Origin of the sequence: Saccharothrix tamanrassetensis, assembly GCF_014203665.1 — a bacterium.
In the GTDB taxonomy this organism is placed as follows: Bacteria; Actinomycetota; Actinomycetes; order Mycobacteriales; family Pseudonocardiaceae; genus Actinosynnema; species Actinosynnema tamanrassetense.
In genome coordinates this window covers 142,402-165,690 of sequence record NZ_JACHJN010000002.1, presented here as the reverse complement: position 1 = coordinate 165,690, position 23,289 = coordinate 142,402, and the positions used below count along the sequence as shown (strand labels likewise).

General features: G+C 71.4%; 22 protein-coding genes. 12 read left to right on the top strand and 10 right to left on the bottom strand.

Annotated elements, in window-relative coordinates:
• Positions 1–49 precede the first annotated feature (49 nt).
• Entirely contained in the window at positions 50–1,102 is a 1,053-nt protein-coding gene (locus tag FHS29_RS38060) for an alcohol dehydrogenase catalytic domain-containing protein (protein ID WP_312864773.1), read from the top strand.
• Between the two features lie 127 nt (positions 1,103–1,229).
• Here the strand turns inward: FHS29_RS38060 and FHS29_RS05585 are convergent, their stop codons facing one another.
• Positions 1,230–3,389, bottom strand: coding sequence for a putative bifunctional diguanylate cyclase/phosphodiesterase (locus tag FHS29_RS05585; protein ID WP_184688939.1), 2,160 nt, complete (start codon positions 3,387–3,389; stop codon positions 1,230–1,232).
• A gap of 90 nt (positions 3,390–3,479) precedes the next feature.
• Positions 3,480–4,301 (bottom strand): SAM-dependent methyltransferase, encoded by an 822-nt coding sequence (locus FHS29_RS05580; RefSeq protein WP_312864772.1) that lies wholly within the window; start codon positions 4,299–4,301, stop codon positions 3,480–3,482.
• A 213-nt stretch (positions 4,302–4,514) separates the two neighbouring features.
• Here FHS29_RS05580 and FHS29_RS05575 point away from each other — a divergent pair, with 213 nt between their 5' ends.
• Together FHS29_RS05575 and FHS29_RS05570 are read left to right on the top strand one after the other, a co-directional pair.
• Positions 4,515–5,636, top strand: a complete 1,122-nt coding sequence (locus FHS29_RS05575) for a pentapeptide repeat-containing protein (protein WP_312864771.1) — start codon at positions 4,515–4,517, stop codon at positions 5,634–5,636.
• Position 5,637: 1 nt separating this feature from the next.
• On the top strand, positions 5,638–6,654 hold the full coding sequence (locus FHS29_RS05570; protein ID WP_184688935.1) for a pentapeptide repeat-containing protein: 1,017 nt from the start codon (positions 5,638–5,640) through the stop codon (positions 6,652–6,654).
• Here the strand turns inward: FHS29_RS05570 and FHS29_RS05565 are convergent.
• Entirely contained in the window at positions 6,565–7,440 is an 876-nt protein-coding gene (locus tag FHS29_RS05565) for a LysR family transcriptional regulator (protein WP_184688933.1), read from the bottom strand. The two genes, FHS29_RS05570 and FHS29_RS05565, sit on opposite strands and share 90 nt — an antisense overlap.
• A 110-nt stretch (positions 7,441–7,550) precedes the next feature.
• Here FHS29_RS05565 and FHS29_RS05560 point away from each other — a divergent pair, with 110 nt between their 5' ends.
• The 3 genes from FHS29_RS05560 to FHS29_RS05550 all read left to right on the top strand — a co-directional run bounded on the left by FHS29_RS05560 (position 7,551) and on the right by FHS29_RS05550 (position 10,206).
• Entirely contained in the window at positions 7,551–8,396 is an 846-nt protein-coding gene (locus tag FHS29_RS05560) for an aldo/keto reductase (RefSeq protein WP_184688931.1), read from the top strand.
• Positions 8,397–8,476: 80 nt separating this feature from the next.
• Positions 8,477–9,292 carry a lysozyme gene (locus tag FHS29_RS05555; protein ID WP_184688929.1) on the top strand — a complete coding sequence of 272 codons (816 nt, stop codon included), beginning with the start codon at positions 8,477–8,479 and terminating at the stop codon, positions 9,290–9,292.
• Between the two features lie 113 nt (positions 9,293–9,405).
• Positions 9,406–10,206 (top strand): lysozyme, encoded by an 801-nt coding sequence (locus FHS29_RS05550; RefSeq protein ID WP_184688927.1) that lies wholly within the window; start codon positions 9,406–9,408, stop codon positions 10,204–10,206.
• 105 nt (positions 10,207–10,311) lie between these two features.
• Here FHS29_RS05550 and purL read toward each other — a convergent pair whose 3' ends face one another.
• From purL to purS, 3 genes are read right to left on the bottom strand one after another with little or no spacing between them, the layout of a single operon-like run.
• On the bottom strand, positions 10,312–12,573 hold the full coding sequence (purL, locus tag FHS29_RS05545; protein ID WP_184688926.1) for a phosphoribosylformylglycinamidine synthase subunit PurL: 2,262 nt from the start codon (positions 12,571–12,573) through the stop codon (positions 10,312–10,314).
• Entirely contained in the window at positions 12,570–13,241 is a 672-nt protein-coding gene (gene purQ, locus FHS29_RS05540; RefSeq protein ID WP_184688924.1) for a phosphoribosylformylglycinamidine synthase subunit PurQ, read from the bottom strand. The genes purL and purQ overlap by 4 nt, the downstream gene beginning before the upstream one ends.
• Positions 13,238–13,477 (bottom strand): phosphoribosylformylglycinamidine synthase subunit PurS, encoded by a 240-nt coding sequence (gene purS, locus FHS29_RS05535; protein ID WP_184688923.1) that lies wholly within the window; start codon positions 13,475–13,477, stop codon positions 13,238–13,240. The genes purQ and purS overlap by 4 nt, the downstream gene beginning before the upstream one ends.
• Positions 13,478–13,657: 180 nt before the next feature.
• Here purS and FHS29_RS05530 point away from each other — a divergent pair, with 180 nt between their 5' ends.
• Positions 13,658–14,629: an NAD-dependent epimerase/dehydratase family protein gene (locus tag FHS29_RS05530; RefSeq protein WP_184688921.1), complete on the top strand. Its 972-nt coding sequence runs from the start codon at positions 13,658–13,660 to the stop codon at positions 14,627–14,629.
• Here FHS29_RS05530 and FHS29_RS05525 read toward each other — a convergent pair.
• Positions 14,613–15,764 (bottom strand): trypsin-like serine peptidase, encoded by a 1,152-nt coding sequence (locus tag FHS29_RS05525; protein WP_184688919.1) that lies wholly within the window; start codon positions 15,762–15,764, stop codon positions 14,613–14,615. The two genes, FHS29_RS05530 and FHS29_RS05525, sit on opposite strands and share 17 nt — an antisense overlap.
• A gap of 111 nt (positions 15,765–15,875) precedes the next feature.
• On the opposite strand from FHS29_RS05525, the gene FHS29_RS05520 reads away from it, so the two are divergent.
• A complete protein-coding gene (locus FHS29_RS05520; protein WP_184688918.1) occupies positions 15,876–16,487 on the top strand; it encodes an MBL fold metallo-hydrolase in 612 nt (203 codons plus the stop codon).
• On the opposite strand, the gene FHS29_RS05515 is transcribed toward FHS29_RS05520, so the two are convergent.
• Complete coding sequence (locus FHS29_RS05515; RefSeq protein ID WP_184688916.1) at positions 16,409–17,128, bottom strand: DUF2334 domain-containing protein; 720 nt, start codon at positions 17,126–17,128, stop codon at positions 16,409–16,411. The two genes, FHS29_RS05520 and FHS29_RS05515, sit on opposite strands and share 79 nt — an antisense overlap.
• Positions 17,129–17,338: 210 nt before the next feature.
• A complete protein-coding gene (locus tag FHS29_RS05510) occupies positions 17,339–18,229 on the bottom strand; it encodes a phosphoribosylaminoimidazolesuccinocarboxamide synthase (protein ID WP_184688915.1) in 891 nt (296 codons plus the stop codon).
• A gap of 62 nt (positions 18,230–18,291) precedes the next feature.
• Between FHS29_RS05510 and FHS29_RS05505 the strand changes: the two genes are divergently transcribed.
• From FHS29_RS05505 to FHS29_RS05490, 4 genes are all read left to right on the top strand, one after another.
• The gene (locus tag FHS29_RS05505) at positions 18,292–19,146 is read left to right on the top strand and encodes an ABC transporter substrate-binding protein (protein WP_184688913.1); all 855 of its coding nucleotides are present in this window, start codon (positions 18,292–18,294) and stop codon (positions 19,144–19,146) included.
• Positions 19,143–19,976 carry an amino acid ABC transporter permease gene (locus FHS29_RS05500; RefSeq protein WP_312864767.1) on the top strand — a complete coding sequence of 278 codons (834 nt, stop codon included), beginning with the start codon at positions 19,143–19,145 and terminating at the stop codon, positions 19,974–19,976. Before FHS29_RS05505 ends, FHS29_RS05500 begins: the two co-directional genes overlap by 4 nt.
• Positions 19,973–20,728 carry an amino acid ABC transporter ATP-binding protein gene (locus FHS29_RS05495; RefSeq protein ID WP_184688910.1) on the top strand — a complete coding sequence of 252 codons (756 nt, stop codon included), beginning with the start codon at positions 19,973–19,975 and terminating at the stop codon, positions 20,726–20,728. The genes FHS29_RS05500 and FHS29_RS05495 overlap by 4 nt, the downstream gene beginning before the upstream one ends.
• Before the next feature lie 95 nt (positions 20,729–20,823).
• Positions 20,824–21,258 carry a hypothetical protein gene (locus FHS29_RS05490; RefSeq protein WP_184688909.1) on the top strand — a complete coding sequence of 145 codons (435 nt, stop codon included), beginning with the start codon at positions 20,824–20,826 and terminating at the stop codon, positions 21,256–21,258.
• 9 nt (positions 21,259–21,267) lie between these two features.
• On the opposite strand, the gene purB is transcribed toward FHS29_RS05490, so the two are convergent.
• The gene (gene purB / locus FHS29_RS05485) at positions 21,268–22,698 is read right to left on the bottom strand and encodes an adenylosuccinate lyase (RefSeq protein WP_184688907.1); all 1,431 of its coding nucleotides are present in this window, start codon (positions 22,696–22,698) and stop codon (positions 21,268–21,270) included.
• Positions 22,699–23,289: the final 591 nt, after the last annotated feature.

Here is a 23,289-nt window from a genome sequence, read left to right as displayed (position 1 = left end):
CCGGGCGCGACGGCGAGCGCGCGGGCCGTCCGGAACGTAGCCTCGCCTCGTGGGTGACGACACGGGGCGGGGCACCATCAGGGCCGCACAGGTGGTTCCGGGCAAGCCGGAGTCGGCGCGGGTGGCCGACGTGGAGGTCGTCGAACGACCCGACGAGGTCGTGGCGGACGGTCTGCTGGTCGGCGTGTGCGGCACGGACGTCGAGATCGTCCAGGACGGCTTCGGCGTGCTGCCGCCCGGCCGGGACGCCATCGTGCCGTTCCACGAGTCGCTGGGCCGGGTGGTCGGCGCGCCCGACGGGTCCGGGTTCGAGGTGGGCGACCTGATCGCCGGCGTGGTGCGGCGGCCGGACCCCGAGCCGTGCCCGGCGTGCGCGGTGGACGCCTGGGACTTCTGCCAGAACGGCGGGTACCGGGAGCGCGGCATCAAGGAGCTGGACGGCTACGGCATGAGGCGGTGGAGCGTGCCGGCCGAGTTCGCGGTCCGGCTCGACCCCGCGCTGGGCGACCTCGGCGTGTTGACCGAGCCCGCGTCGGTGGTGGCCAAGGCCTGGGCGCAGGCGCAGGTCCAGTGGGAACGCGCGCACGTCCCGGCGCGGTCCGTGCTGGTCACCGGGGCGGGCCCGATCGGGCTGCTGGCCGCCCTGCTGGGCGTGCAGCGGGGCTTCGACGTGCACGTGGTCGACCGGGCCACCGGAGGTCCGAAGCCCGACCTCGTCCGGGACCTGGGCGCGGCGTTCCACACCGACCTCGACCAGGTCACCGCCGACGTGGACGTGGCGATCGAGTGCACCGGCGTCGCGCCGCTGATCTGGGAGTCCGTCCGGCGGGCCCGCGTGACCGTGCTGGCGGGCCTCGCCGGCGAGCACGACCCCGTGCCGCTGGACCCGAGCGTGTTCGACGACGTCGTGCTGGGCAACAAGGCCGTCGTCGGCACGGTCAACGCGGGCCTGGCCGACTACCGCGCCGGCGCCGACGCCCTGGCGCGGGCCGACCACCGGTGGCTGGCCGGCCTGATCACCCGCCGGGTGCCGCTGGAGCGGTTCAGCGAAGCCTTGGAGCGCCGGGAGGACGACGTGAAGGTGGTCGTCGACCTGGACTGACGGGTCGGCGGCCCGCCGGAGTCCGACGCGCTGCGCCCGGCTCCCGCTGCTCAACGCCTCGAACCCGGCAGCCGACGCTCGGCGCCCCACGCCCGAAAGCCGCTGCTCTGCGTCCGACTCCCGCTGCTCAGCGGCGCAGCAGCTCGTCGATGTCCTCGGGTTTCATCGGCTTGGCGAAGAACCAGCCCTGGCCGGTGTCGCAGCCGATCCGGTGCAGGCGCTTGGCCTGCGCCGGGGTCTCCACGCCCTCCGCCGTCACGCCCAGCCGGAGCGCGTGCGCCAGCTGCACGAGGGTCGACACGATCTGCGCGTCGACCGCGTCCTCCTCGTCGGCCGCCCGCAGGCCCTCCATGAAGGAGCCCGCGATCTTCAGCTCGTGCACGGGCAGGTGCTTGAGGTAGGCGAGGTTGGAGTAGCCGGTGCCGAAGTCGTCGATGGCGATCCGCACGCCCATGTCCGACAGCGCCCGCAGCGCCTCCAGCGGCTCGTCGGCGGTGCCCATGATGGCGCTCTCGGTCAGCTCCAGCTGCAGGTGGTGCGGCGGCAGCGCGCACTCGTCCAGGATCCGCTTCACGTCCCGCACCAGCTCCGGATCCCGCGACTGGCGCACCGCCAGGTTCACCGACACGAACGGCGCGGCTTCGCCGAACTCCTCCAGCCACCGCCGCGCCTGCCCGCACGCCCGCCGCAGCACCCACCGGCCCAACGGCACGATCAGGCCCGTCTCCTCGGCCAGCTCGATGAACCGGTCCGGCGCCAACCGCCCGAACTCCGGGTGCTGCCAGCGCACCAGCGCCTCCACACCCACCACCGTGCTGTCCTCCAGCCGCACCAGCGGCTGGTAGTCCACGTAGAACTCGTCACGCTCCAACGCCGCCGGCATCGTCGCCGACAACGTGAACCGGGCCACCTCCCGCGCGTTGCGCTCCGGGTCGTACAACGCCCACCGCGACTTGCCGTCCGCCTTCGCCCAGTACAGCGTGATGTCCGCATCCCGCATCAGGTCCGCCGCCGTGGTCCCGGCCAGCTCCCGCTCCACGATCCCGATCGACGCCGACACCGTCAGCTCGTGCCCGCCGATCCGGATCGGCGACTCCAGCTCCCGTAACACCCGGTCCGCCACGTCCACGATGTCCCGGGTGTCCCGCGACCCCTCCACCAGGATCACGAACTCGTCGCCACCCATCCGCGCCACCAGCTTGCCCTCACCCGACACCGAGTGGTCCAGCCGCCGCCCCACCTCCACCAGCAACCGGTCACCGATGTCGTGACCCAGGCTGTCGTTGATCACCTTGAACCCGTCCAGGTCCAGGTAGCACAACCCCGCACGCCGCCGCGCCCGGCTGTTGAACACCCGACCCAACCGCTCCAGGAACAACGCCCGGTTCGGCAACCCCGTCAACGGGTCGTGCAACGCCTGGTACCGCAACCGGTTCTGCAACAGGTGCCGATCGGTCACGTCCTCGATCATCGCCACCTGGTACTGCGGATCACCGTGGTCGTCACGCACCAACGACAACGTCAGATGCGTCCACACCTGCTCGCCGTCCGCACGCCGGAACCGCTTCTCCGCCCGGTAGTGATCACACTCGCCCGCGGTCAGCTGGTCGTACAGCCGCCACACGCTGGAGCCGTCCTCCGGGTGCATGAGGTCGCGGATGTTGTACTGCCGCATCTCCTCGACGCTGAACCCGAGCATGTCCTGCAACGCCTGGTTGACGTCCAGTATCCGGCCCTCGATGTCGGCGATGCCGATGCCGATCGCGGCCTCGGTGAACATCGCGCGGAATCTGGCCTCGGACGCCCGCAGCGCGGCTTCGGCCTGGTCGCGGGCGTCCAGCACGGCCGCCCGGATGGCCTCCTGCTCGGCCAGCGTCCGCTCGCGCAGGGCCCGCGCGTACCCGGCGGACAGCGCGCCCTGCAGCGCGGCCAACCGGGACCGCATCAGCTCGTCCGGCGCGATGCCCAGTTCGCCCAGCAGGTCGTCGCCCAGCAGCTGCACGGTCCGCCCGAGCGTGTCCGTGCCGGTGAAGTGGGCATCCACCAGGCGCGCGCCGATCTCGTAGCCGGGCGCGGTGCGGAACGGGCTGGCGTGCAGCGCGTGCACCAGGACCTCGGTCAGCGCCTGGAGGTGCTCGGCGACCTCGGCCCTGGTCATCGGGACGTAGCTGCTGCCGATCACCGCGGTGGCCCAGGTCCGCGCGAAGGACTCCGCCCCGGCCAGTACGGCGGGGTCGAGGTTCGATCGGCCTGGAGTTGCCACCCGATGGTCAACCTGTTCCGTCATGTCCGCCGGCCTACCGCCACAACGCAGAGGATACGGCCGGTCGCCGGCCGGGGTCGACTACCGCGGTCCGGATCGTTTCGCACGACACCATCACGGCTTGCGCCCCATCGCGCCGAAGCCGAGGAAGCGCGCGGAGTGCTCGTCCAGGTCGTCCGGCGACTCGGGGCGCCACAGCGGCAGGCGCTCCACCCCCGGCTCGACCAGCTCGAATCCCGTGAACAGGGCCTGCACCTCCTGCTTCCTGCGGTACGTGATCTCGCTGACGCCCCGGTTGTAGACGCTCTTGGCGTCGTCCCAGGCCGGATCCCACTCGCCATCCTCGTACCCCGCGTGCGAGACGGCCAGGTGGCTGCCGGACGGCAGGGCGTCCCGGTAGGCGGCCACGATGCCGTGCGGGTCGTCCGAGTCGGGCACGAAGTGCAGCAGGGCGACCATCAGCACGCCGATCGGCCGGTCGAAGTCGAGCAGGTTCCGCACCTCGGGCGACTTGATCACCCCGCGCGCGTCCCGCACGTCCGTCTGGAGCACGCCGACCAGCTCGTTCCCGGTCAGGATGGCCCGGCTGTGGGCGACCGCCACCGGGTCGATGTCGACGTAGACGACCTTCGCGGTCGGGTCCACGGCCTGCGCGATCTCGTGCACGTTACCCACCGTGGGGATGCCCGAGCCGAGGTCCAGGAACTGCCGGATGCCCTGGGACAGCAGATGGCGCACCGCCCGCCGCAGGAAGGCCCGGTGGTTGAGGATCACGCTCTTGAGCACCGGCACGTCGGCCAGCACCCGGTCGCCCACGGCCCGGTCGACGGCGAAGTTGTGCGCACCGCCCAGCCAGTAGTCGTAGACCCGCGCGATGCTCGGGCGGCCGAGGTCGATGTCGCCCGGTGCCCAGGTAGGCCGCTCCACGCTGTCCACGCGTTCTCCTCTTGGTCCCTCACCGTCGTGCGCCCGGCGTCTCGGTTCCACACCGTTCGGTTCCGCACCTGTCCGGTTCCACCCCGTCCGGTTCCACACCGTCGCGGTGACCCACACATCATGGGCCAATCCGGTGAGTTAGCACACCGTCGGATTGCCGACCACGCCGATTTGGTCACGGCGTCGCTGGTCACCGGGAAGAATGCCCCCCTTGTGGGCTACCTGTGGATCGCGGGCGCGGTGGGCGTTGCCGCCGCCGCGGTGTTGTTGGTGATCCGGCAACGGGCGGGAAAGAGCCTGCTGGTCCCCACGCTGGTGGGCTCGATCGGGGCGTTCCTGCTGGTCGGCGGCGGTCTGCTGGTGCTGGACCCGAACGCGCCGAAGAACGAGGCGATCAAGACCGGCGGCCTGGCGGGCGGTGCGGTCGTCGCGCTGTACGCGCTGTGGCTCAACGACCGCCGGCGGCATACGGACGAGAAGCGGCAGGTCATCGAGGAGCAGCGGCAGGCGCTGGAGGACGCGCGGGCCGAACACGACCGGTCGCGGGTCGCCGACGAGCGGTTCGCCCGCTCGGTCGAACTGCTCGGTCACGACGCCGAACAGGTCCGGGTGGGCGCGATGCACGCGCTGGCCGGGCTGGCGCGCTCGCGCGCCGAGTACACGCAGACCGTGCTGGACGTGCTGTGCGCCTACCTGCGACGACCGTTCGAGCCGGAGACGGAGTCCCAGCCGCCGCGGCTGACCCGGGACAGCGAACGCGAGCTGGAGGTCCGGCTGACCGCGCAGCGGCTGGTCGCCGACCTGCTGCCGCACGACGACGAGGCCGACGCCGCGCGCTACGACCTGAACCTGACCAGGGCGTACCTGACGTACTTCGACATCTCGCACCGCCAGGTCGGCGAGCTGCTGATCCGGGCGGCGCGGCTGCACCAGTCGAACTCGTTCCACCACACCGTCGTGCACGGCGGCGCGTGGTTCACCGACTCGGTCAGCTCCGGCCGGCTCTACCTGCACGACGTGGTGTTCCGCGGCAAGGGCTGGTTCAGCCGCTTCCAGTGCCACGACACCACCGACTTCTCGCGCACCCGGTTCCTCGGCCCGAACAAGCTGGCGGGCGCGCGGTTCACCGCGCGCGTCACGTTCGAGGGCGCGGTGTTCGCCGAGCCGATCGACTTCACCGGCGCGGAGTTCCGGGCCGGCGTGGACCTGCGGCTGGCCGAGCCCGCGGTCGCCCGCACGCACGCGATGAAGGTGTCGCTGGAGCACGAGAACCGACTGCCCGAGGGGTGGGTGGTCGACCGGCGGGACGACCTGACCGGCCTGGTGAGGAGCTGACGTGCGGGGACGGTTGCTGCTGGCGGCGAGCCTGGTGGCCGCGGTCCTGGTGGCGGTGGCGACGACCGCCGTGCTGCTGTGGGCCGAGCCGAAGCTGTCCAAGTCGGAGGCGGTCAAGACCGGCGGGCTGGCGGGCGGTGCCGTGGTGGCGCTGTACGCGCTGTGGCTCAACGACCGGCGGCGGCGCACCGAGGAGGCGCGGCACGAGTTGGAGAGCGACAAGGTCGCCGACGAGCGGTTCGCGCGGGCCGTGGAGATGCTGGGCAACGACGCCGACCAGGTGCGGGTGGGCGCGATGCACGCGCTGGCCGGGCTGGCGCGGGCCACGCCCCGGTACAAGCAGACCGTGCTGGACGTGCTGTGCGCGTACCTGCGCCGGCCCTTCGAGCACGCGTCGTTCGCCCGGCGGCCCGAGGACCCCGACCAGGCGTTCCACCCGGCGTTCGACCCCGCGAAACCCGACGAGTCCGAGGCGCCCACGCCCGAGCAGGACCAGGAGCGGACGGTGCGGCTGACCGCGCAGCGGCTGATCACCGACCTGCTGCCGTGGGGCCAGGACACCGACCCGACGCTGTACCACCTGGACCTGACCGGGGCGCACGTCGAGTACCTGCGGCTGGAGGGCCGTCGGGTGGGTCGGCTGACCGCGCGGCGCACGCGGTTCTACGGGATCACCACGTTCCGCGAGGTGCGGTTCGCCAAGCCCGCGCTGTTCTCCGGCGCCACGTTCCACGGCCGGGTGGACTGCCGGCAGGGCCGGTTCCTGGGCGGCATGTCGTTCCAGGCCGCCACGTTCGAGCGGGAGGTGGACTTCCGGGACGCGGAGGTGGCCCTGTTCCTGCACCTGCCGCCGACCCCGCCGGTCCAGGTCGGCACGCTGGCGGTGACGGCGGGGACGCGGGTGAAGGAGGACCCGGCCGGGTGGGTGCTAACCGGTGGCGAGCACGCGACTTTCGAGCACCATGTCCAGCAGGGCGGAGGCGGCGGCGCTGACCGTGCCGCCCGCGACGACCGCTGACCCGGTGGACGGCGCGTCCTCCAGCGGGACGAACCGGGCGCGGGACTGCTTGTGCCGGAACGACTCGGGCACCAGCGCGACGCCGAGCCCGAAGCCGACGAAGTCCAGCAGCGAGTGGACGTCGTTCACCTCCACCGCGACCCGCCGGTCCACGCCGGCTTCGGCGAGCGCGCGGTCGACGTCGTCCCGGGTGCCCCAGTCCGGGTTGAAGTCCACGAAGGACTGACCGGCGAGTTCGGCCAGCCGCAACGATTCCCGTTGCGCGAAGGGGTGGTCCGGCGCGCACACCAGCACCATGCCCTCCTTGTCCAACGTGGACGCCTGGAGGTCGGCGGTGCGGGCGGAGGTGACGAACGCCAGGTCCAGCCGGCCCGCGCGGACCAGGTCGACCAGCTCACCGGAACCCGCCTGGCGCAGGTGGATCTCGACGCCGGGGTGCAGCTCGTGGAACCGGGCGAGCACCGCCGGCAGGTGCACGGCGTGCAGGCACTGGATGCTGCCCACGGACAGCGTGCCGCGCAGGAGTCCCTGGACGGACGCCACCGCGTCGCGTGCGGCGTCGATCGCGTCCAGCGCGCGCCGTGCTTCGACCAGCAGCGCGCGTCCGGCCTGCGTCAACTCGACCTGCCGGGTGGACCGCACGAACAGCGGCGCGCCGAGTTCGACCTCCAGCGCGCGGATCGACGCGGAAAGCCCCGACTGAGCGACGTGCATTCGTCGGGCAGCCCGGGTGAAGTGGCACTCCTCGGCCACGGCGACGAAGTACTCAAGCTGGCGCAGCTCCACGATTCATCACCCAAACTGCTGAATGGCATCAGAACCTTCTGTTGGACAGCTTAATGCGGCGGGCGCAGGCTGGTGGGCGGACGCAGACCCCGAGACCAGAGGACGACCACATGCAGCAGCGCCGGATCGGAGACGTCCAGGTCAGTGCGATCGGCCTGGGCGGGATGCCGATGTCGCTCGAAGGCCGCCCGCCGCGCGAGCGGTCCATCGCCACCATCCGCTCGGCCGTGGAAGCGGGCGTCACGCTGATCGACACGGCGGACGCGTACTCCGCCGACGAGACCGAGTTCGGGCACAACGAGGAGCTGATCGCGCAGGCCCTCAAGGGCGTCGACGGGGTGCTGGTGGCCACCAAGGGCGGTCACACCCGGACACCCGGCGGTGGGTGGGGCCTCGACGGGCGGCCCGAGTACCTGAAGTCGGCGTGCGAGGCGTCGTTGCGCCGGCTCGGCGTGGACGCGATCGACCTGTACCAGTTCCACCGGCCGGACCCCGACGTGCCCACGGCCGAGTCGGTCGGTGCGCTGGCCGACCTGCTGGACGAGGGCAAGATCAGGCTCGCGGGCGTGTCGAACTTCGACCCGGCGCAGATCCGCGAGGCCCACGAGGTGCTCGGCGGCCGGTTGGCGTCGGTGCAGAACCAGTTCTCGCCCGCGTTCCGGTCCAGCGAGCCGGAACTGGAGCTGTGCGCGCGGCTGGGCGTCGCGTTCCTGCCGTGGAGCCCGCTCGGCGGGATGAGCGCGGCCGGCGACCTCGGCGAGCGGTTCGGCGCGTTCGGTGACGTGGCGCGGGAACGGGGAGTCAGCCCGCAGCAGGTGTGCCTGGCGTGGATGCTGGCCAAGGCCCCGGCGGTGATCCCGATCCCCGGCTCGTCGCGGCCGGAGAGCATCCGCGACTCCGCCGCCGCGGCGCACCTGGAACTGTCCGAGGACGAGCTGAAGCGTCTGGACGGGTGACACCCGGGATGCGGAACCGCGCGGGACGCGTGACGATCTAGGCCGAACGCACCAACAGCCTAGGCCTCACGGGGGTGTCGATGGCGGCCCGTCTCCGCACCTGGACCGCGCGGCTCGGCGCGGTGGCGATCACGCTGGCGCTCGCCCCGGCCGCGCACGCCGTGCCCGACCGGGTGCTGCCCGAGGGGTCCGCGGAGCACTACGCGGGCTCGCAGATCGCCAAGCACGAGGGCCGGGGACGCTCCGGCGCGTCCCGGCCCCGCCAGAACGGCGCCGTGCCGGGCATGGACGTGAGCAGCCACCAGGGCGACGTGGACTGGGACCGGGCCTGGGCCGACGGCGCGCGGTTCGCCTACGTGAAGGCCACCGAGGGGACCGGGTACCGCAACCCGAACTTCGGCCAGCAGTACGACGGTTCCTACCGCGTCGGAATGGTCCGGGGGGCGTACCACTTCGCCCTGCCGGACCGTTCCGACGGCGCTGCGCAGGCGGATTTCTTCGCGGACAACGGAGCGGGGTGGTCGCCGGATGGAAAGACGCTGCCCGGCGCGGTGGACCTGGAATACAACCCTTACGGCGACACGTGTTACGGGTTGAGCCAGGAGGCGATGGGGGGTTGGGTGAAGGCGTTCAGCGATCGGCTGGTCCAGCGGACCGGGCGACACCCGACCATCTACACGTCGACGAGTTGGTGGAACCTGTGCGTGGGCAAGACGGTGACCTTCGGCGCCACGAACCCGTTGTGGGTGGCGCACTACAACGACCAGCTCGGACCGCTGCCGAACGGGTGGGACCGCCACGCCATCTGGCAGTGGCAGGCGGCCGGGCTGTTCCCCGGCGACCAGAACCTGTTCAACGGCGACTCGGAGCAGTTGCGCGGGGTCGCCCTGGGGTAGGCCGGGTTAGTCCGTTTTCGTGACCAATTAACACGAACTATGGCTATTCGGTTAAGACAGCGGCACACTGCCCAACGAGTCACCCCCCTGCACTGGCTCGAAAGGTACTCGCGATGAGAATCCCGACCGGCGCGACCACCCTCCTCACCACCGCCGTCATGGTCCTGATCAGCGGTTTCACCCCCGTTCACGCGGCGCCCGGGCAAGCCCACGGCGAAGACCACGCCATGGGCTCGCAGATCGCCAAGCACGAGGGGCGAGGCGACCCGCAGGTGGTGATCAACCCCGACCCCGACGCCCAGGCCGTGGTCTACGGCATCGACGTCAGCGGCCACCAGGGCAACGTCGACTGGGCCTACTGGTGGGGCCAGGGCAAGCGATTCGCCTACGTCAAGGCGACCGAGAGCACCACGTACCGGAACCCGTACTTCGCCCAGCAGTACAACGGTTCCTACAACATCGGCATGATCCGCGGCGCGTACCACTTCGCGCTGCCGGACCGGTCGTCCGGCACCGCCCAGGCCGACTTCTTCGTCGACAACGGCGGTGGCTGGTCGGGCGACGGGAGGACGCTGCCCGGCGCGCTCGACATGGAGTACAACCCGTACGGCTCCACCTGCTACGGGCTGTCCCCGGGCGCGATGGTGGCGTGGGTCAAGGACTTCAGCGACCGCTACCAGGCCCGCACCGGCCGCTGGCCGGTGATCTACACGTCCACGAGCTGGTGGAACCAGTGCGCGGCGGGCGACTTCAGCTCCACCAACCCGCTGTGGGTCGCGCGCTACGCGTCGAGCGTCGGTGCCCTGCCCTACGCGTGGGGCTTCCACACGTTCTGGCAGTACACGTCCTCGCCGATCGACCAGAACTCGTTCAACGGCGCCTACGACCGCCTGCAGGCCCTGGCGAACGGCTGACGGTGACCGGCACGGTGACCGGCACCAGGCGTTCCGCCCGCGGAACGAGGGTGGTTGGAGAGCACTCCGCGGGCTCTCCAACCACCCTCCGCGGTCGGTCCCGCGTCAGTCGAACAGGGCCGGGAGGGTGCCCTCCCAGGCGGCCCGCAGCTCGGCCAGGTCGAGCCGGCCCAGGTCCTGGACCTCCAGCGAGTCGGACTCCGGGTCCACCACGCCGACCTTGCGCCACGGCAGGCCGCGCGCCGTGCACATGTCGGTGAACCGCAGTTCCTCGGTGCGCGGCAGGGCCACCAGCACCCGGCCGGCGGACTCGCTGAACAGCTCGGTGAACAGGTCGCCCTCCAGGAACACCCGCGCCCCGGTCTCGCCGATCAGGCAGGTCTCCACCAGCGCCTGCGCCAGGCCGCCCTCGGCCAGGTCGTGCGCGGCGGACAGCATGCCGTCCCGCGACCCGGCCACCAGGACCTCGCCCAGCAGCTTCTCCCGGGCCAGGTCGACCTCCGGCGGCAGGCCGCCCAGGTGGCCGTGCACCACGTGCGCCCACTCCGAACCGCCGAACTCGGGCCGGGTCTCGCCGAGCAGGACCAGCGTCTCGCCCGCCTCCGCCCCGATGCCGGTCGGGATGCGGCGGCGCACGTCGTCGATCACGCCGAGCACGCCGACCACCGGGGTCGGCAGGATCGCCGTCGCACCGGTCTGGTTGTAGAACGAGACGTTGCCGCCGGTCACCGGGATGCCCAGCTCGACGCAGCCGTCCGCGAGGCCCTTCACGGCCTGCTCGAACTGCCACATCACGCCGGGGTCCTCGGGCGAGCCGAAGTTCAGGCAGTTCGTCACGGCCACCGGGGTCGCACCGCTGGTGGCCACGTTCCGGTACGCCTCGGCCAGCGCCAGCTGCGCCCCGGCGTACGGGTCGAGCCGGGTGTAGCGGCCGTTGCAGTCCGTGGACAGCGCGACGCCCCGGTTGGTCGACTCGTCGATCCGGATCATGCCGGCGTCGGCGGGCTGCGCGAGCACCGTGCCGCCGCGCACGTACCGGTCGTACTGCTGGGTGACCCACCGCCTGGACGCCAGGTTCGGCGACGCGGCCATGGTCTTGACCAGCTCCAGCAGGTCCTCGCGGGCGGGCCTGGGCAGCGCGTCCGGGGTGTCGGCCCGGAGCCGGTCCTGGTCGGCCGGGCGCTCGATCGGCCGGTGGTAGACCGGGCCCTCGTGCGCGACGGTGCGCGGCGGGACGTCCACCACGACCTCGTCGTGCCAGGTGATGACCAGCCGGTCGCCTTCGGTGACCTCGCCGATCTCGGTCGCGATGACGTCCCACTTGGCGCAGACCGCCATGAACGCGTCCACGTCCTCCGGCCGCACGACCGCGCACATGCGCTCCTGCGACTCGCTGGACAGCACCTCGGCCGGCGTCATGCCGGTGGCGCGCAGCGGGACGCGGTCGAGGTGGACCCGCATGCCGCCGTCGCCGGCGCTGGCCAGCTCGCTGGTCGCGCAGGACAGGCCCGCGCCGCCGAGGTCCTGGATGCCGACCACGAGGCGCTCGCGGAACAGCTCCAGCGAGCACTCGATGAGCACCTTCTCGGTGAACGGGTCGCCGACCTGGACGCTGGGCAGCTTCTTGCGCTTGCCCGCCGTGTCGTCGAAGGTCTCCGACGCCAGCACGCTGACGCCGCCGATCCCGTCGAGCCCGGTGCGCGCGCCGTACAGGATGATCTTGTTGCCGGTGCCGCTGGCGTGCGCCAGGTGCAGGTCCTCGACCCGCATCGCGCCCACGCACAGCGCGTTCACCAGCGGGTTGCCCGCGTAGGTGGCGTCGAAGACGACCTCGCCGCCGATGTTCGGCAGGCCCAGGCAGTTGCCGTAGCCACCGACGCCGGCCACGATCCCCGGCAGCACCCGGCGGGTGTCCGGCGCGTCGGCCGGCCCGAACCGCAGCGGGTCCATCACGGCCAGCGGTCGCGCGCCCATCGCGAGGATGTCCCGCACGATGCCGCCGACGCCGGTCGCCGCGCCCTGGTACGGCTCGACGTACGACGGGTGGTTGTGGCTCTCGGCCTTGAACGTGATCGCCCAGCCGTCGCCGATGTCCACGACGCCGGCGTTCTCGCCGATGCCCGCGAGCATCTTGGCGCGCATCTCGTCCGTGGTGGTGTCGCTGAAGTACTTCAGGTGCACCTTGGACGACTTGTAGGAGCAGTGCTCGCTCCACATCACCGAGTACATGGCCAGCTCGGCGTCGGTGGGGCGGCGGCCGAGGATCTCCCGGATGCGGGTGTACTCGTCGTCCTTGAGGCCCAGCTCCTTGTAGGGCTGCTCCTGGTCGGGCGTCGTCTCGGCGTTCTTGACGGTGTCCAGGGTCATGCGCTCACCACCGCGTCCAGCAGGGAGAGGAAGATGCCCAGGCCGTCGTCGGTCGGGCCGGTGAGGGCGTCGATCGCGTGCTCCGGGTGCGGCATCAGGCCGACGATCCGACCGTTCGCGCTGGTGATGCCCGCGATCTCGTTGCGGGAGCCGTTCGGGTTGCCGCCGACGTAGCGGAAGACCACCCGGCCCTCGCCCTCCAGCTCGGCGAGGGTGCTCTCGTCGGCCTGGTAGCCGCCCTCGCCGGACTTCAGCGGGACGAGGATCTCGGCGTTCCGGTCGTACCGGCTGGTCCAGGCGGTCTCGTTGTTCTCCACCCGGAGCCACTGGTCCCGGCACACGAAGTGCAGCCTGTCGTTGCGGGTCAGGGCGCCGGGCAGCAGGTGGGCCTCGCAGAGGACCTGGAACCCGTTGCAGATGCCGAGGACCGGCATCCCCTTCCCGGCCGCCTCGACCACTTCCCGCATGACCGGCGCGAACCGCGCGATGGCGCCGGCCCGCAGGTAGTCCCCGTAGGAGAACCCGCCGGGCACGATCACCGCGTCGACGTTCTTGAGGTCGTGATCGGCGTGCCAGAGGGCGACGGCCTCGCCGTCGGCGTGGCGGACGGCACGGGCGGCGTCGACGTCGTCCAGCGTGCCGGGGAACGTGATGACCCCGACCCTCATGCGTCGATCCGGGTGACGACCCAGTCCTCGATCACGGGGTTGGCGAGGAAGGTTTCGGCGATCTTGGCGAGCGCGGCGTCGTCGACGTCGTCGGCGACCTCCAACTCGAAGTGCTTGCCCTGGCGGACACTGGTGATTCCGTCGAAACCAAGGCGGGGCAGCGCATTGGCCACCGCCTGTCCTTGCGGGTCGAGGATTTCGGGCTTCGGCATGACGTCGACGACGACTCGGGCCACGACAGGCTGCTCCCTGGTAGGAGGTGGCTGGCGGTACTGGCAGAGCCTACCTGAGCTGGGTGTTCATCAACTTCACAGGTGGCGGGCGGCACAGGTTCACCCGATTCCGCGTGGGCGGGCCCTGTTCGCCGTCGGCGGATGAACTGGCGGCGACGAGCGCGGGGCCGGAGGGTGGGGATCATGAGGATGCTGGTGCTGGGCGGGACGGCCTTCCTGGGCAGGGCGGTCGCCGCCGAGGCGGTGCGGCGGGGGCACGAGGTGATCTGCGCGGCGCGCGGGGAGTCCGGGCCGGTCCCCGCCGGGGCCGCGCACGTCGTGGTCGACCGGAACCAGGGACTGGGGCAGTTGGCCGGGGAGAGCTTCGACGCCGTGGTCGACCTCGCCACCATGTCGGTGACCTGGGTCCGGGACGCGCTGCGCGACCTGAGAGCCGGGCACTGGACGTTCATCTCCAGCTGCTCGGTCTACGCCGACCACGCCACGCCGGGCAGCAGTGCCACGTTGCCACCGCTGGAGGACGATCCGGACGCGCCCACGACGTCCGAGCGCTACGGCTCGGTGAAGGTGGCCAGTGAGAACGCGGTCCGGGACGTCCGGGGCGACGACGCGTTCATCGTCCGCGCCGGGTTGATCACCGGTCCGGGTGACAAGAGTGACCGGTTCGGATATTGGCCGAACCGGCTCTCGCGCGGGGGACGGGTCGCGGTCCCGGACGTGCCCGGCCAGCCCGCCCAGCACGTCGACGCGCGCGACCTGGCCGACTGGGTCGTGGACTGCGCGGAGAACCGGACCAACGGCACGTTCGACGCCATCGGGCCGGCCGATCCGTTGAGCCTGGTGCTCGGTGAGATCGCCGGGGCGGTCGCGCCGCAGGGCACGGAACTCGTCCGCATCCCGGTGGAGGTCCTCCAGGAGCACGAGATCGCGCCGTGGTCCGGACCGCGCAGCCTCCCGCTGTGGCTGCCCGCCTCGCACCGCGCCCTGATGTTGCGGGACGCGGGGCGCGCGCTCGCCGCGGGCCTGCGGACCAGGCCGACGGCCGAGACCGCGGTCGACTCGTTGGAGTACGAACGCGGCCTCGGCCTGGATCGTCAGCGCCGCGCCGGCCTCCCGGCGGAGGACGAGGACGCCCTGCTCACAGCAGTGGGGTGATCTGGGCGGCGATCAGGTCGATCCGCACGCCCTGGTTCGGGCAGCCGCCCCAGTGGTGCAGGCCGATCACCTTGTGCGTCTGCCGCGACAGCACCGGGGAACCGGACGAGCCGCCCTCGGTGTCGCACTGGTAGGCGATGTCGGACTGGGCGGAGTCGCCCGGCACGCGGACGGCGGACACCTTGCAGTAGCCGCCGGCGTTCCGGTCGTCGCGCAGGGACAGCTTCTTCAGCTTCCCGGCCGGGTGGCCGACGACGTACATCTCCTCGCCGACGGCCGGGACGCGGGCGTCGAGCTCCAGGTAGCCGAACGAGGTGATGGTCGAGAAGTTGGTAACGCTGAACAGCGTGTAGTCCAGCGCCGCGTTGGTCTTGAGGACCGACGAGACCAGCACCTTGGTGACCGCGGCGGACGTGGTGCTGCCGCAGGTCGTGCACTGGTAGTTGAACCACACCTCGATGCCGGTGCCGCTGGTGAAGCAGTGGTTGTTGGTCAGCATCTTGTTGTTCGGCCCGACACGCCACGCCGTGCACAGCGATCCGCCGTTGCGCAGCAGCTTGGCCACCGCCTTCGTGCGGCCGAACTCGGTGGGGTTGCTGGACTGGTAGCAGACGGCGTCCTTGTAGTCGTTCGTGCCGCAGATGCTCTTCGGCGCGATTTCCGCCGCTGCGGCGAGTTCGGACTCCGTGTAGCCACGGGTGATCTTGTCGATCCTCACCCGGGACGCGGGGTGCGCCCGGCCGCCGTCGCGGCCGGTCAACGACACCACCGCGCGGTCGCCGGTGACGGACATCGCCCAGAAGCCGGTGGCGTCGGGCGACGCGGTGCCCGACGCGCGGACGTCGGACGTGTAGCGGTAGGTCTCCGTGCCGGCGGGGTTCGACACGGTGAGCACGTCGCCCGCGATCAGCCGCAGGCCGGTGAAGTGCGTCTTCACGTACCACGAGCCGGGCCGGTCGACGGTCGTCGACGTGGTCTTGCCGCCGAGGACGGTCGACACGACCTCGTCCTCGCCGACCTTCTGGGTCTGCTCGAAGTGGATCGGGACGGGCTCGGTGTCGACCGCATTTGCGGTTCCCGTGAAGACGGGTACAACGAGCAGGGCGGCAGCGAGGAGGCGCAGGGTGCTCCGCACTGGTTCACCTCACGTTGTGAGCAGGGACGGTTACCACTAGTGAGACTGTCGGACGTCACTCGACCGTGTCTGCCGCCGAACGTCGGTATTCGGACAATGAGGAGGACAAAGATGCGGATCGTCCACTTCGGACACTCCTGCGTGCTGGTGGACACCGGGACCGCCCGGCTGCTGTTCGACCCGGGCGCGTGGTCGACCGGTTTCGAGGAGGTGACCGGGCTCGACGCGGTGCTGATCACCCATCGACACCCCGATCATCTGGACCCGGATCGCCTGCCCGATCTGCTGGCGGACAATCCGCGGGCAGACCTTTTCGCGGCGGACGAACTCGACGGCGCGACCCCCGCCCGGCCCGGTGACGTGCTGGAGATCGCCGGCGCGCGCGTGCACGTGGTGGACGCCCCGCACGAGCAGATCCACCCGGCCGTCGAAGTGCCGGCCAACGTCGGCTACCTGGTCGACCACGGCGCGTTCTACCACCCCGGCGACTCGCTGACCGTGCCCGAGCAGCGGGTGGACGTCCTCGCGCTGCCCACCGCCGCGCCGTGGATGAAGCTCTCCGACGCCGCCGACTTCCTGGCCGCCGTCAGCCCGCGGATCGCCGTGCCGATCCACGAGGCGATTTTGGCCCGGACCGACCTGTACTACCGCGTCCTGGCCGGCACCGCGCCCGAGGGCGTCGAGCTGAGGGTGCTGCCGCGCGGCGAGTCCGCCGAGCTGTAGGTCGCGGGAGCGGCGTCGTGGTGCAGGGCCAGGTCCACGGACTCCAGCAGCACGTCCCGCACCCCGGTCCGGTCCAGGTCGGCGGCGTCCACGCCGATCCGCACCAGCCCACCGCGTCGAGCCGCCCGGCCGGTGCTGAGCAGGTGGCTCCAGTGCTCGCCGACCATCCGCACCCGGCCGGTCCGGACGTCACCGGTGCGCAGGTCGCGCACGCCCGCCATGTCCGCGCACACCGCGAACCGGTGCCGGCGCAACGCGGTCACCGTGCCCGGTGACGCCAGCCAACTCGGCGGCGCGAACACGTCGGTGGCCAGGCCCAGCCGGTGCAGCGCGGCCCGTGCCGCGACCAGCCGGAGGCCGGCTTCGTGCGCGGGCAACGCGGAGAACTCCGCCCGCTTGCGCAGCGACACCGGCCGGTGGCACGGGTCGGCGCTGTGGTCGAAGCCGTGCAGCACCAGCACGTCCCGACCGCGCACGCGCTCGCGCACCCAGTCCAGCGCCTCGCCGGGCACCGCCTTGCGCGGGGCGAGCAGCAGGGACATCGGGACCTGCCGCCGGTCCAGCTCAGCGGCCAGGTCGGCGCACCGGGCCAGCGTGCCGGGCCCGATGCCGGACAGCGAAACCAGCAGTGTGGCGACCATGGCGTCCAGTGCGCCGCACCGGCGTGTCGTCGGCCTGACCACCAGGTGACATGCCGAAACCGATCGCGCGAACTGTTGCGGGCCCGCTGCCCGGACCGGTGCCGAACCGCCGCCGAGGCCCAACCGACGCGAACCACCGGCGGCCGACGCAACCCCGAGCCGACGGCGGCCGACGCGCTCCCGAGCCGACGGCGGCCGGCCAGGCGCGGGCTACCGGGGGCCGATCCAGTCCGCGAACGACCGCCCGGTGATCCGCTCGTACGCCTCGACGTACCGGGCGCGGGTCGCGGCGATCACCTCGTCCGGCAGTGGCGGCGGCGGTGTGTCCGAAGACCGTTGCCAACCCGACGATTCGGACGTCAACCAGTCGCGCACGAACTGTTTGTCGAAAGACGGTTGCACGCGGCCCGCCTGATACCCGTCCAGCGGCCAGTACCGCGACGAGTCCGGCGTCAGCACCTCGTCGCCCAGCACCAGCGCGCCCGAGTCGTCCACGCCGAACTCGAACTTGGTGTCCGCCAGGATCACGCCCCGTGACCGCGCGAACTCCCGCGCCGCCCGGTAGACCTCGAGCGTGGCGTCCCGCAACCGTCCCGCCAGGTCCGACCCGACGGCCGACTCGACATACTCGAACGACACGTTCTCGTCGTGCTGGCCGATCTCGGCCTTGGTCGCGGGCGTGAAGATCGGCTCCGCCAGTTCGGACGCCTCCACCAGCCCGGCCGGCAGCGCGACCCCGCACACCTCGCCGGACTCCCGGTACTCGGCCATCCCCGAACCGGTCAGGTAGCCGCGCGCCACGCACTCCACCTGCACCATGTCGAGCTTGCGCACCAGCAGCGCCCGACCGCGCACCTCGCCGGGGATCCGCTCGTCGTCCCAGGCCACCAGGTGGTTGGGCACCAGGTCGGCGAACCTCTCGAACCAGAACACGCTCATCGCGGTGAGCACGCGGCCCTTGTCCGGGATCTCGGTGGACAGCACGTGGTCGAACGCGGAGATCCGGTCCGACGCCACGAGCAGCAGCAGCTTGTCGTCCACCTCGTACAGGTGGCGGACCTTGCCTGCGGCGATCTGCCGGTAGTCAGCGAGCTTGGGCACGGCCGAAGCCTACTTGTCCCAGGTCATGGGCGGCTCTTCCCACCTGCGGCAAGATTCCCCCCATGCGCGCACCCGCACTGATACTCAGCGTGACCGCCCTGTTCGCGGTCTCCTGCGCCCCCGCAGACCAGCCGCCGCCCAGCGGACCGACCGCGGTCGACGGCGTCGCCTGCACGAAGGACAAGCTGGCGACCCTGACGCCCGGCAAGATCACCTTCGGCACCGACCAGCCGGCCTACTCCCCGTGGTTCGTGGACGACGACCCGACCAACGGCAAGGGTTTCGAGTCCGCCGTCGCCTACGCCGTCGCCGAGCAGCTCGGCTACGCCAAGGCGGACGTGGTGTGGACGCGGGTGCCCTTCAACGCGGCCATCCAGCCCGGCAAGAAGACCTACGACGCGGACATCAACGAGTTCTCCATCACCGACGAGCGCAGGCAGGCCGTCGACTTCTCGGCGCCGTACTACGACGTGGACCAGGCCGTGATCACGCTCAAGTCGTCCAAGGCCGCGTCCGCGAAGACCCTGGACGACCTGAAGAAGGTCAAGATCGGCGCCCAGGTCGGCACCACCTCGTTCGACGCCGCCGAACGGCTGTCCACCGAGCAGGACGTGGCCGTCTACAACACCAACGACGACGCCAAGGCCGCCCTGCGCGCCGGGCAGATCGACGCGCTGGTGGTGGACCTGCCCACGGCGTTCTTCATCACCTCCGCCGAGCTGGAGGACGGCCAGATCATCGGCCAGATCCCCGGCGGCGACGGCCGGCCCGAGCAGTTCGGCATCGTGCTGGACAAGGGCAGCCCGCTGACCGGGTGCGTGTCCAACGCCGTCGAGGCGCTGCGCTCGATGGGGACGCTGGCGAAGTTCGAGCAGGAATGGCTGTCGTCGGCGGGCAGCGCTCCCGAGCTGAAGTGACGGTCAGCGAGCTGCAGCGGGAACGCTTGGCCTACAAGCGTTCCCGTTCGCGGCGGTCCACCGTGGTCGCCCTGCTGTCGACCACGGTGTTCGCCGTAGTCGGCTACTTCACGGTGACCCGCTCGCCCGGCTGGCCGCGGGTGCGGGACTCGTTCTTCGACCCCGCGGTCGCGTGGCGCTCGCTGCCGGCCGTGCTGGAGGGCCTGTGGCTGAACCTGCGGGTGCTGCTGGTGTGCGGGACGCTGATCCTCGTGCTGGCGCTGGCCGTCGCGGCCGTGCGCACGCTGCGGGGCCCGGTGTGGTTCCCGCTGCGGCTGCTGGCCACGGCGTACGTGGACCTGTTCCGCGGCCTGCCGTTGATCATCCTGCTCTACCTGGTCGGGTTCGGCCTGCCCGCGCTGCGGCTGGCCGGGGTGCCCAACGACTACGTGGTGCTGGGCGGTGCCGCGCTGGTGCTGGCCTACACGGCGTACGTGGCCGAGGTGTTCCGGGCCGGGATCGAATCGGTCCACCCGTCCCAGGTGGCGGCGGCCCGGTCGCTGGGGCTCAACCCGCAGAAGACGATGCGGCTGGTCGTGCTGCCGCAGGCGGTGCGGCGGGTGCTGCCCGCGCTGCTGAACGACTTCGTCGCGTTGCAGAAGGACTGCGGCCTGATCTCCGTGCTGGGTGCGGTGGACGCGGTGCGGGCCGCGCAGATCGAGCAGGCCCGGTCCTACAACTTCACTCCGTACGTGGTGGCGGGGCTGCTGTTCGTGCTGCTCGCGGTGCCCTCGGCGCGGTTCGCCGACGCCGTGTCGCGGCGCGCCGAGCGGCGTCAGGGAGGACGATGACGACGGACTCTCCGGTGCTCGGCGTCCGGGGCGTGGTCAAGCGGTACGGCGGGCAGACCGTGCTGGCCGGCGTCGACCTGGACGTGCACGAGCACGAGGTGGTGGCGCTCATCGGCTCGTCCGGCTCGGGCAAGTCGACCCTGCTGCGCTGCGTGAACCTGCTGGAGGACCTGGACGACGGCCGGATCCTGCTCGACGGCGTCGACGTCTCGGACCCGCGGGTGGACGCCGACGTGGCCCGGCGCGGCATGGGCATCGTCTTCCAGTCGTTCAACCTGTTCCCGCACATGAGCGTGCTGGACAACATCACGCTGGCTCCGCGCGTGGTGCACGGCGTGTCGCGCGAGGACGCCGAACAGCGGGCCGCGGAACTCCTGGAGCGGGTGGGCCTGGCCGACCGCGCCGGCAGCTACCCGGACAACCTCTCCGGTGGTCAGCAGCAGCGCGTCGCGATCGCGCGGGCCCTGGCGTACTCGCCGCGGCTCCTGCTGCTGGACGAGGTGACCAGCGCGCTGGACCCGGAACTCGTCGGCGAGGTGCTCTCCCTGGTCCGCGAGCTGGCCGCGCACGGCCGGACCATCCTGATGGCCACCCACGAGATGGGCTTCGCCCGCCAGGTGGCGGACCGGGTGTGCTTCCTGGACGGCGGGCGGGTGATCGAGTCGGGTCCGCCGGAGCAGGTGCTGGGCTCCCCGGTGCACGAGCGGACCAGGCAGTTCCTGCGGCGGATCATCGACGCGGGCCGGCTGTGATGCCGCCCGCCCCGGCACCGGACCAAGATCGCCGGTGGGCCGGCCGGCGGACCGGCGCTTGGGGATCCGGGGAGCGACCCCTACCCTGGCTACCCGTGATGGCTCGGAAGGCACCCCGGGCGCCCGTCGCGTTCGCCTTGGCGGGCGTCGGACTGGGCCTGCTGCTGGGTGCGTGCGGCAAGCCCCAGGCGTCACCGACCCCGGTGCCGATCCCCAGCATCTCGACGTCACCGGTGCCGGTGTCGGTCCCGGCGGTGGCGTCGATCTCGGTGCGCCCGATGCCCACCACGCCGCCCCCGCCCGTGCGGACAACCACCGAACCGCCGCCGCCACCGCCGCCGCCCGTGGAGCCGCCGCCGGTCGCGCAGCCGACCCGGACGCAGGTGGAGCCCACCCGTCCCGAACTGGACGACGTGGCCCTGCCGGGTTTCCCGTGCGAGGCGGAGGGCGCGACCGCCGTCGATCCCGCCGGTCGTCCCCTGGTGTGCGAGAAGACCCGGCGGGGCCGGCTCGTCTGGGCCCGGTCCTAGCGCCGCCGGCTACAGGATCGGCTCGGGCGCGTACCCCGCCGCGGCCGGGTACTTCGCCAGCACGTCCTCCACCTGCGCCACGACGGCCGCGACCTGCTGACCGGCCACCCCGGTGAACGACAGGCGGTCGTCCAGCAGCTCCTGCAACTCCGCCCGGTCCAGCGGGATGCGCTCGTCCGCCGCCAACCGGTCCAGCAGGTCGTTGCCCGATCCCCGCTCCCGCATGGCCAGCGCCACGGCGACCGCGTTCTCCTTGATCGCCTCGTGCGCGGCCTCCCGTCCGACGCCGCGCCGGACCGCCGCCATCAGCACCTTCGTCGTGGCGAGGAACGGCAGGTACCGGTCCAGCTCCTTGGCCACGACCGCCGGGTACGCGCCGAACTCGTCCAACACCGTCAGGAACGTCTCCAGCAGCCCGTCCATCGCGAAGAACGCGTCCGGCAGCGCGACCCGCCGCACGACGGAGCACGACACGTCGCCTTCGTTCCACTGGTCGCCGGCCAGTTCGCCGACCATGGACAGGTAGCCGCGCAGGATGACGGCGAACCCGTTCACCCGCTCACACGACCGCGTGTTCATCTTGTGCGGCATGGCGCTCGACCCGACCTGGCCGGGCTTGAAGCCCTCGGTCACCAGCTCGTGGCCCGCCATCAGCCGGATCGTCCTGGCCAGGCTCGACGGCCCGGCCGCGAGCTGGACCAGGCAGGACACCACGTCGAAGTCCAACGAGCGCGGGTACACCTGCCCGACGCTCGTCAGCACCTTCTCGAACCCCAGGTGCCCGGCCACGGTCCGCTCCAGCTCGGCCAGCTTCCCGTGGTCGCCCTGCACCAGGTCCAACATGTCCTGGGCCGTCCCGACCGGCCCCTTGATGCCGCGCAACGGGTAGCGGCCGATCAACTCGTCGAGCCGGTGGAACGCCACCAGCACCTCGTCCGCCGCCGACGCGAACCTCTTGCCCAACGTCGTCGCCTGCGCCGCCACGTTGTGCGAGCGCCCCGCGATCACCAGATCGGTGTGCTCGGCCGCGAGCCGGGCCAACCGCCCCAGCACCGCCGCCACCTTGCCCCGGACCAGCTCCAGGGAGCGGAGGACCTGGAGCTGCTCGACGTTCTCGGTCAGGTCCCGCGACGTCATCCCCTTGTGCACGTGCTCGTGCCCCGCCAGCGCGTTGAACTCCTCGATCCGCGCCTTGACGTCGTGCCGGGTGACCCGCTCGCGATCCGCGATCGACCCGAGGTCGACCTGGTCCACGACCCGTTCGTAGTCGCCCACCGCCTCAGCCGGGACAGCGATCCCCAACGAGGCCTGAGCACGGAGGACAGCCAGCCACAACTGCCGTTCCAACACGATCTTGTGCTCGGCGGACCACAACGTGGCCAACTCGACGGAGGCATAACGACCTGCGAGAACGTCAGCGATACGCGGCTTGCTAGTCACCCCGCCAGGATAGTCGCCACCCGCCGACCCCCAGCCCGCCCGCCAACCGGCCCCACCCACCACCCGCCCACAGCCGTACGCCAGCACACACCCCTGCCCTGCTGTGTGTCATCCCCGTATGGCCTGCGCGCAGCGAACCGCAGTTGTCCGGGGAATGCAAGCACGCTTTTCGCTTGCATTCCCCGGACAACTGCGGTTGTCTTTGACCAGGACATGCGGGGATGACACACAGCACCGCTCGTATCTTTTATGCTTTGGCTTTTGGGGGATCCTTGGCGGTCTGCCCGTCCGGCGAGGACTCTTTTTTCTTTCAGCGTGATCGGTCGGCGACTTGGATCTCGATCGCTTTTAGCCCGCAGACTAAAAACAAAAGCGACGCTCGCCGCTGGGCAGACCTCCGGGGAGGAAAAACGGAAGGGCGTCGTGTTCTCCCCGCATGGCCTGTCAAAGACGACCACCCTCGGTCGGGGAGCGCAAGCGAAAAGCGTGCTTGCACTCCCCGACCAAGCGCGGTAGCCCTCCGGGCAGGCCATACGGGGAGAACACGAAGAGACACCTCTGTGCGGGCGCGTGCACAAGCATCAACGGCAG

Bases quoted from the DNA above. Each gene is read 5' to 3' on its own strand.
- purL (WP_184688926.1), bottom strand. From the start codon at position 12,573: ATGACCCTGGACACCGTCAAGAACGCCGAGACGACGCCCGACCAGGAG.
- FHS29_RS05515 (WP_184688916.1), bottom strand. From the start codon at position 17,128: ATGGTCGCCACACTGCTGGTTTCGCTGTCCGGCATCGGGCCCGGCACG.
- FHS29_RS05585 (WP_184688939.1), bottom strand. From the start codon at position 3,389: ATGACGGAACAGGTTGACCATCGGGTGGCAACTCCAGGCCGATCGAAC.
- FHS29_RS05560 (WP_184688931.1), top strand. From the start codon at position 7,551: ATGCAGCAGCGCCGGATCGGAGACGTCCAGGTCAGTGCGATCGGCCTG.
- FHS29_RS05550 (WP_184688927.1), top strand. From the start codon at position 9,406: ATGAGAATCCCGACCGGCGCGACCACCCTCCTCACCACCGCCGTCATG.
- FHS29_RS05555 (WP_184688929.1), top strand. From the start codon at position 8,477: ATGGCGGCCCGTCTCCGCACCTGGACCGCGCGGCTCGGCGCGGTGGCG.
- FHS29_RS05505 (WP_184688913.1), top strand. From the start codon at position 18,292: ATGCGCGCACCCGCACTGATACTCAGCGTGACCGCCCTGTTCGCGGTC.
- FHS29_RS05495 (WP_184688910.1), top strand. From the start codon at position 19,973: ATGACGACGGACTCTCCGGTGCTCGGCGTCCGGGGCGTGGTCAAGCGG.
- FHS29_RS05520 (WP_184688918.1), top strand. From the start codon at position 15,876: ATGCGGATCGTCCACTTCGGACACTCCTGCGTGCTGGTGGACACCGGG.
- FHS29_RS05530 (WP_184688921.1), top strand. From the start codon at position 13,658: ATGAGGATGCTGGTGCTGGGCGGGACGGCCTTCCTGGGCAGGGCGGTC.
- purQ (WP_184688924.1), bottom strand. From the start codon at position 13,241: ATGAGGGTCGGGGTCATCACGTTCCCCGGCACGCTGGACGACGTCGAC.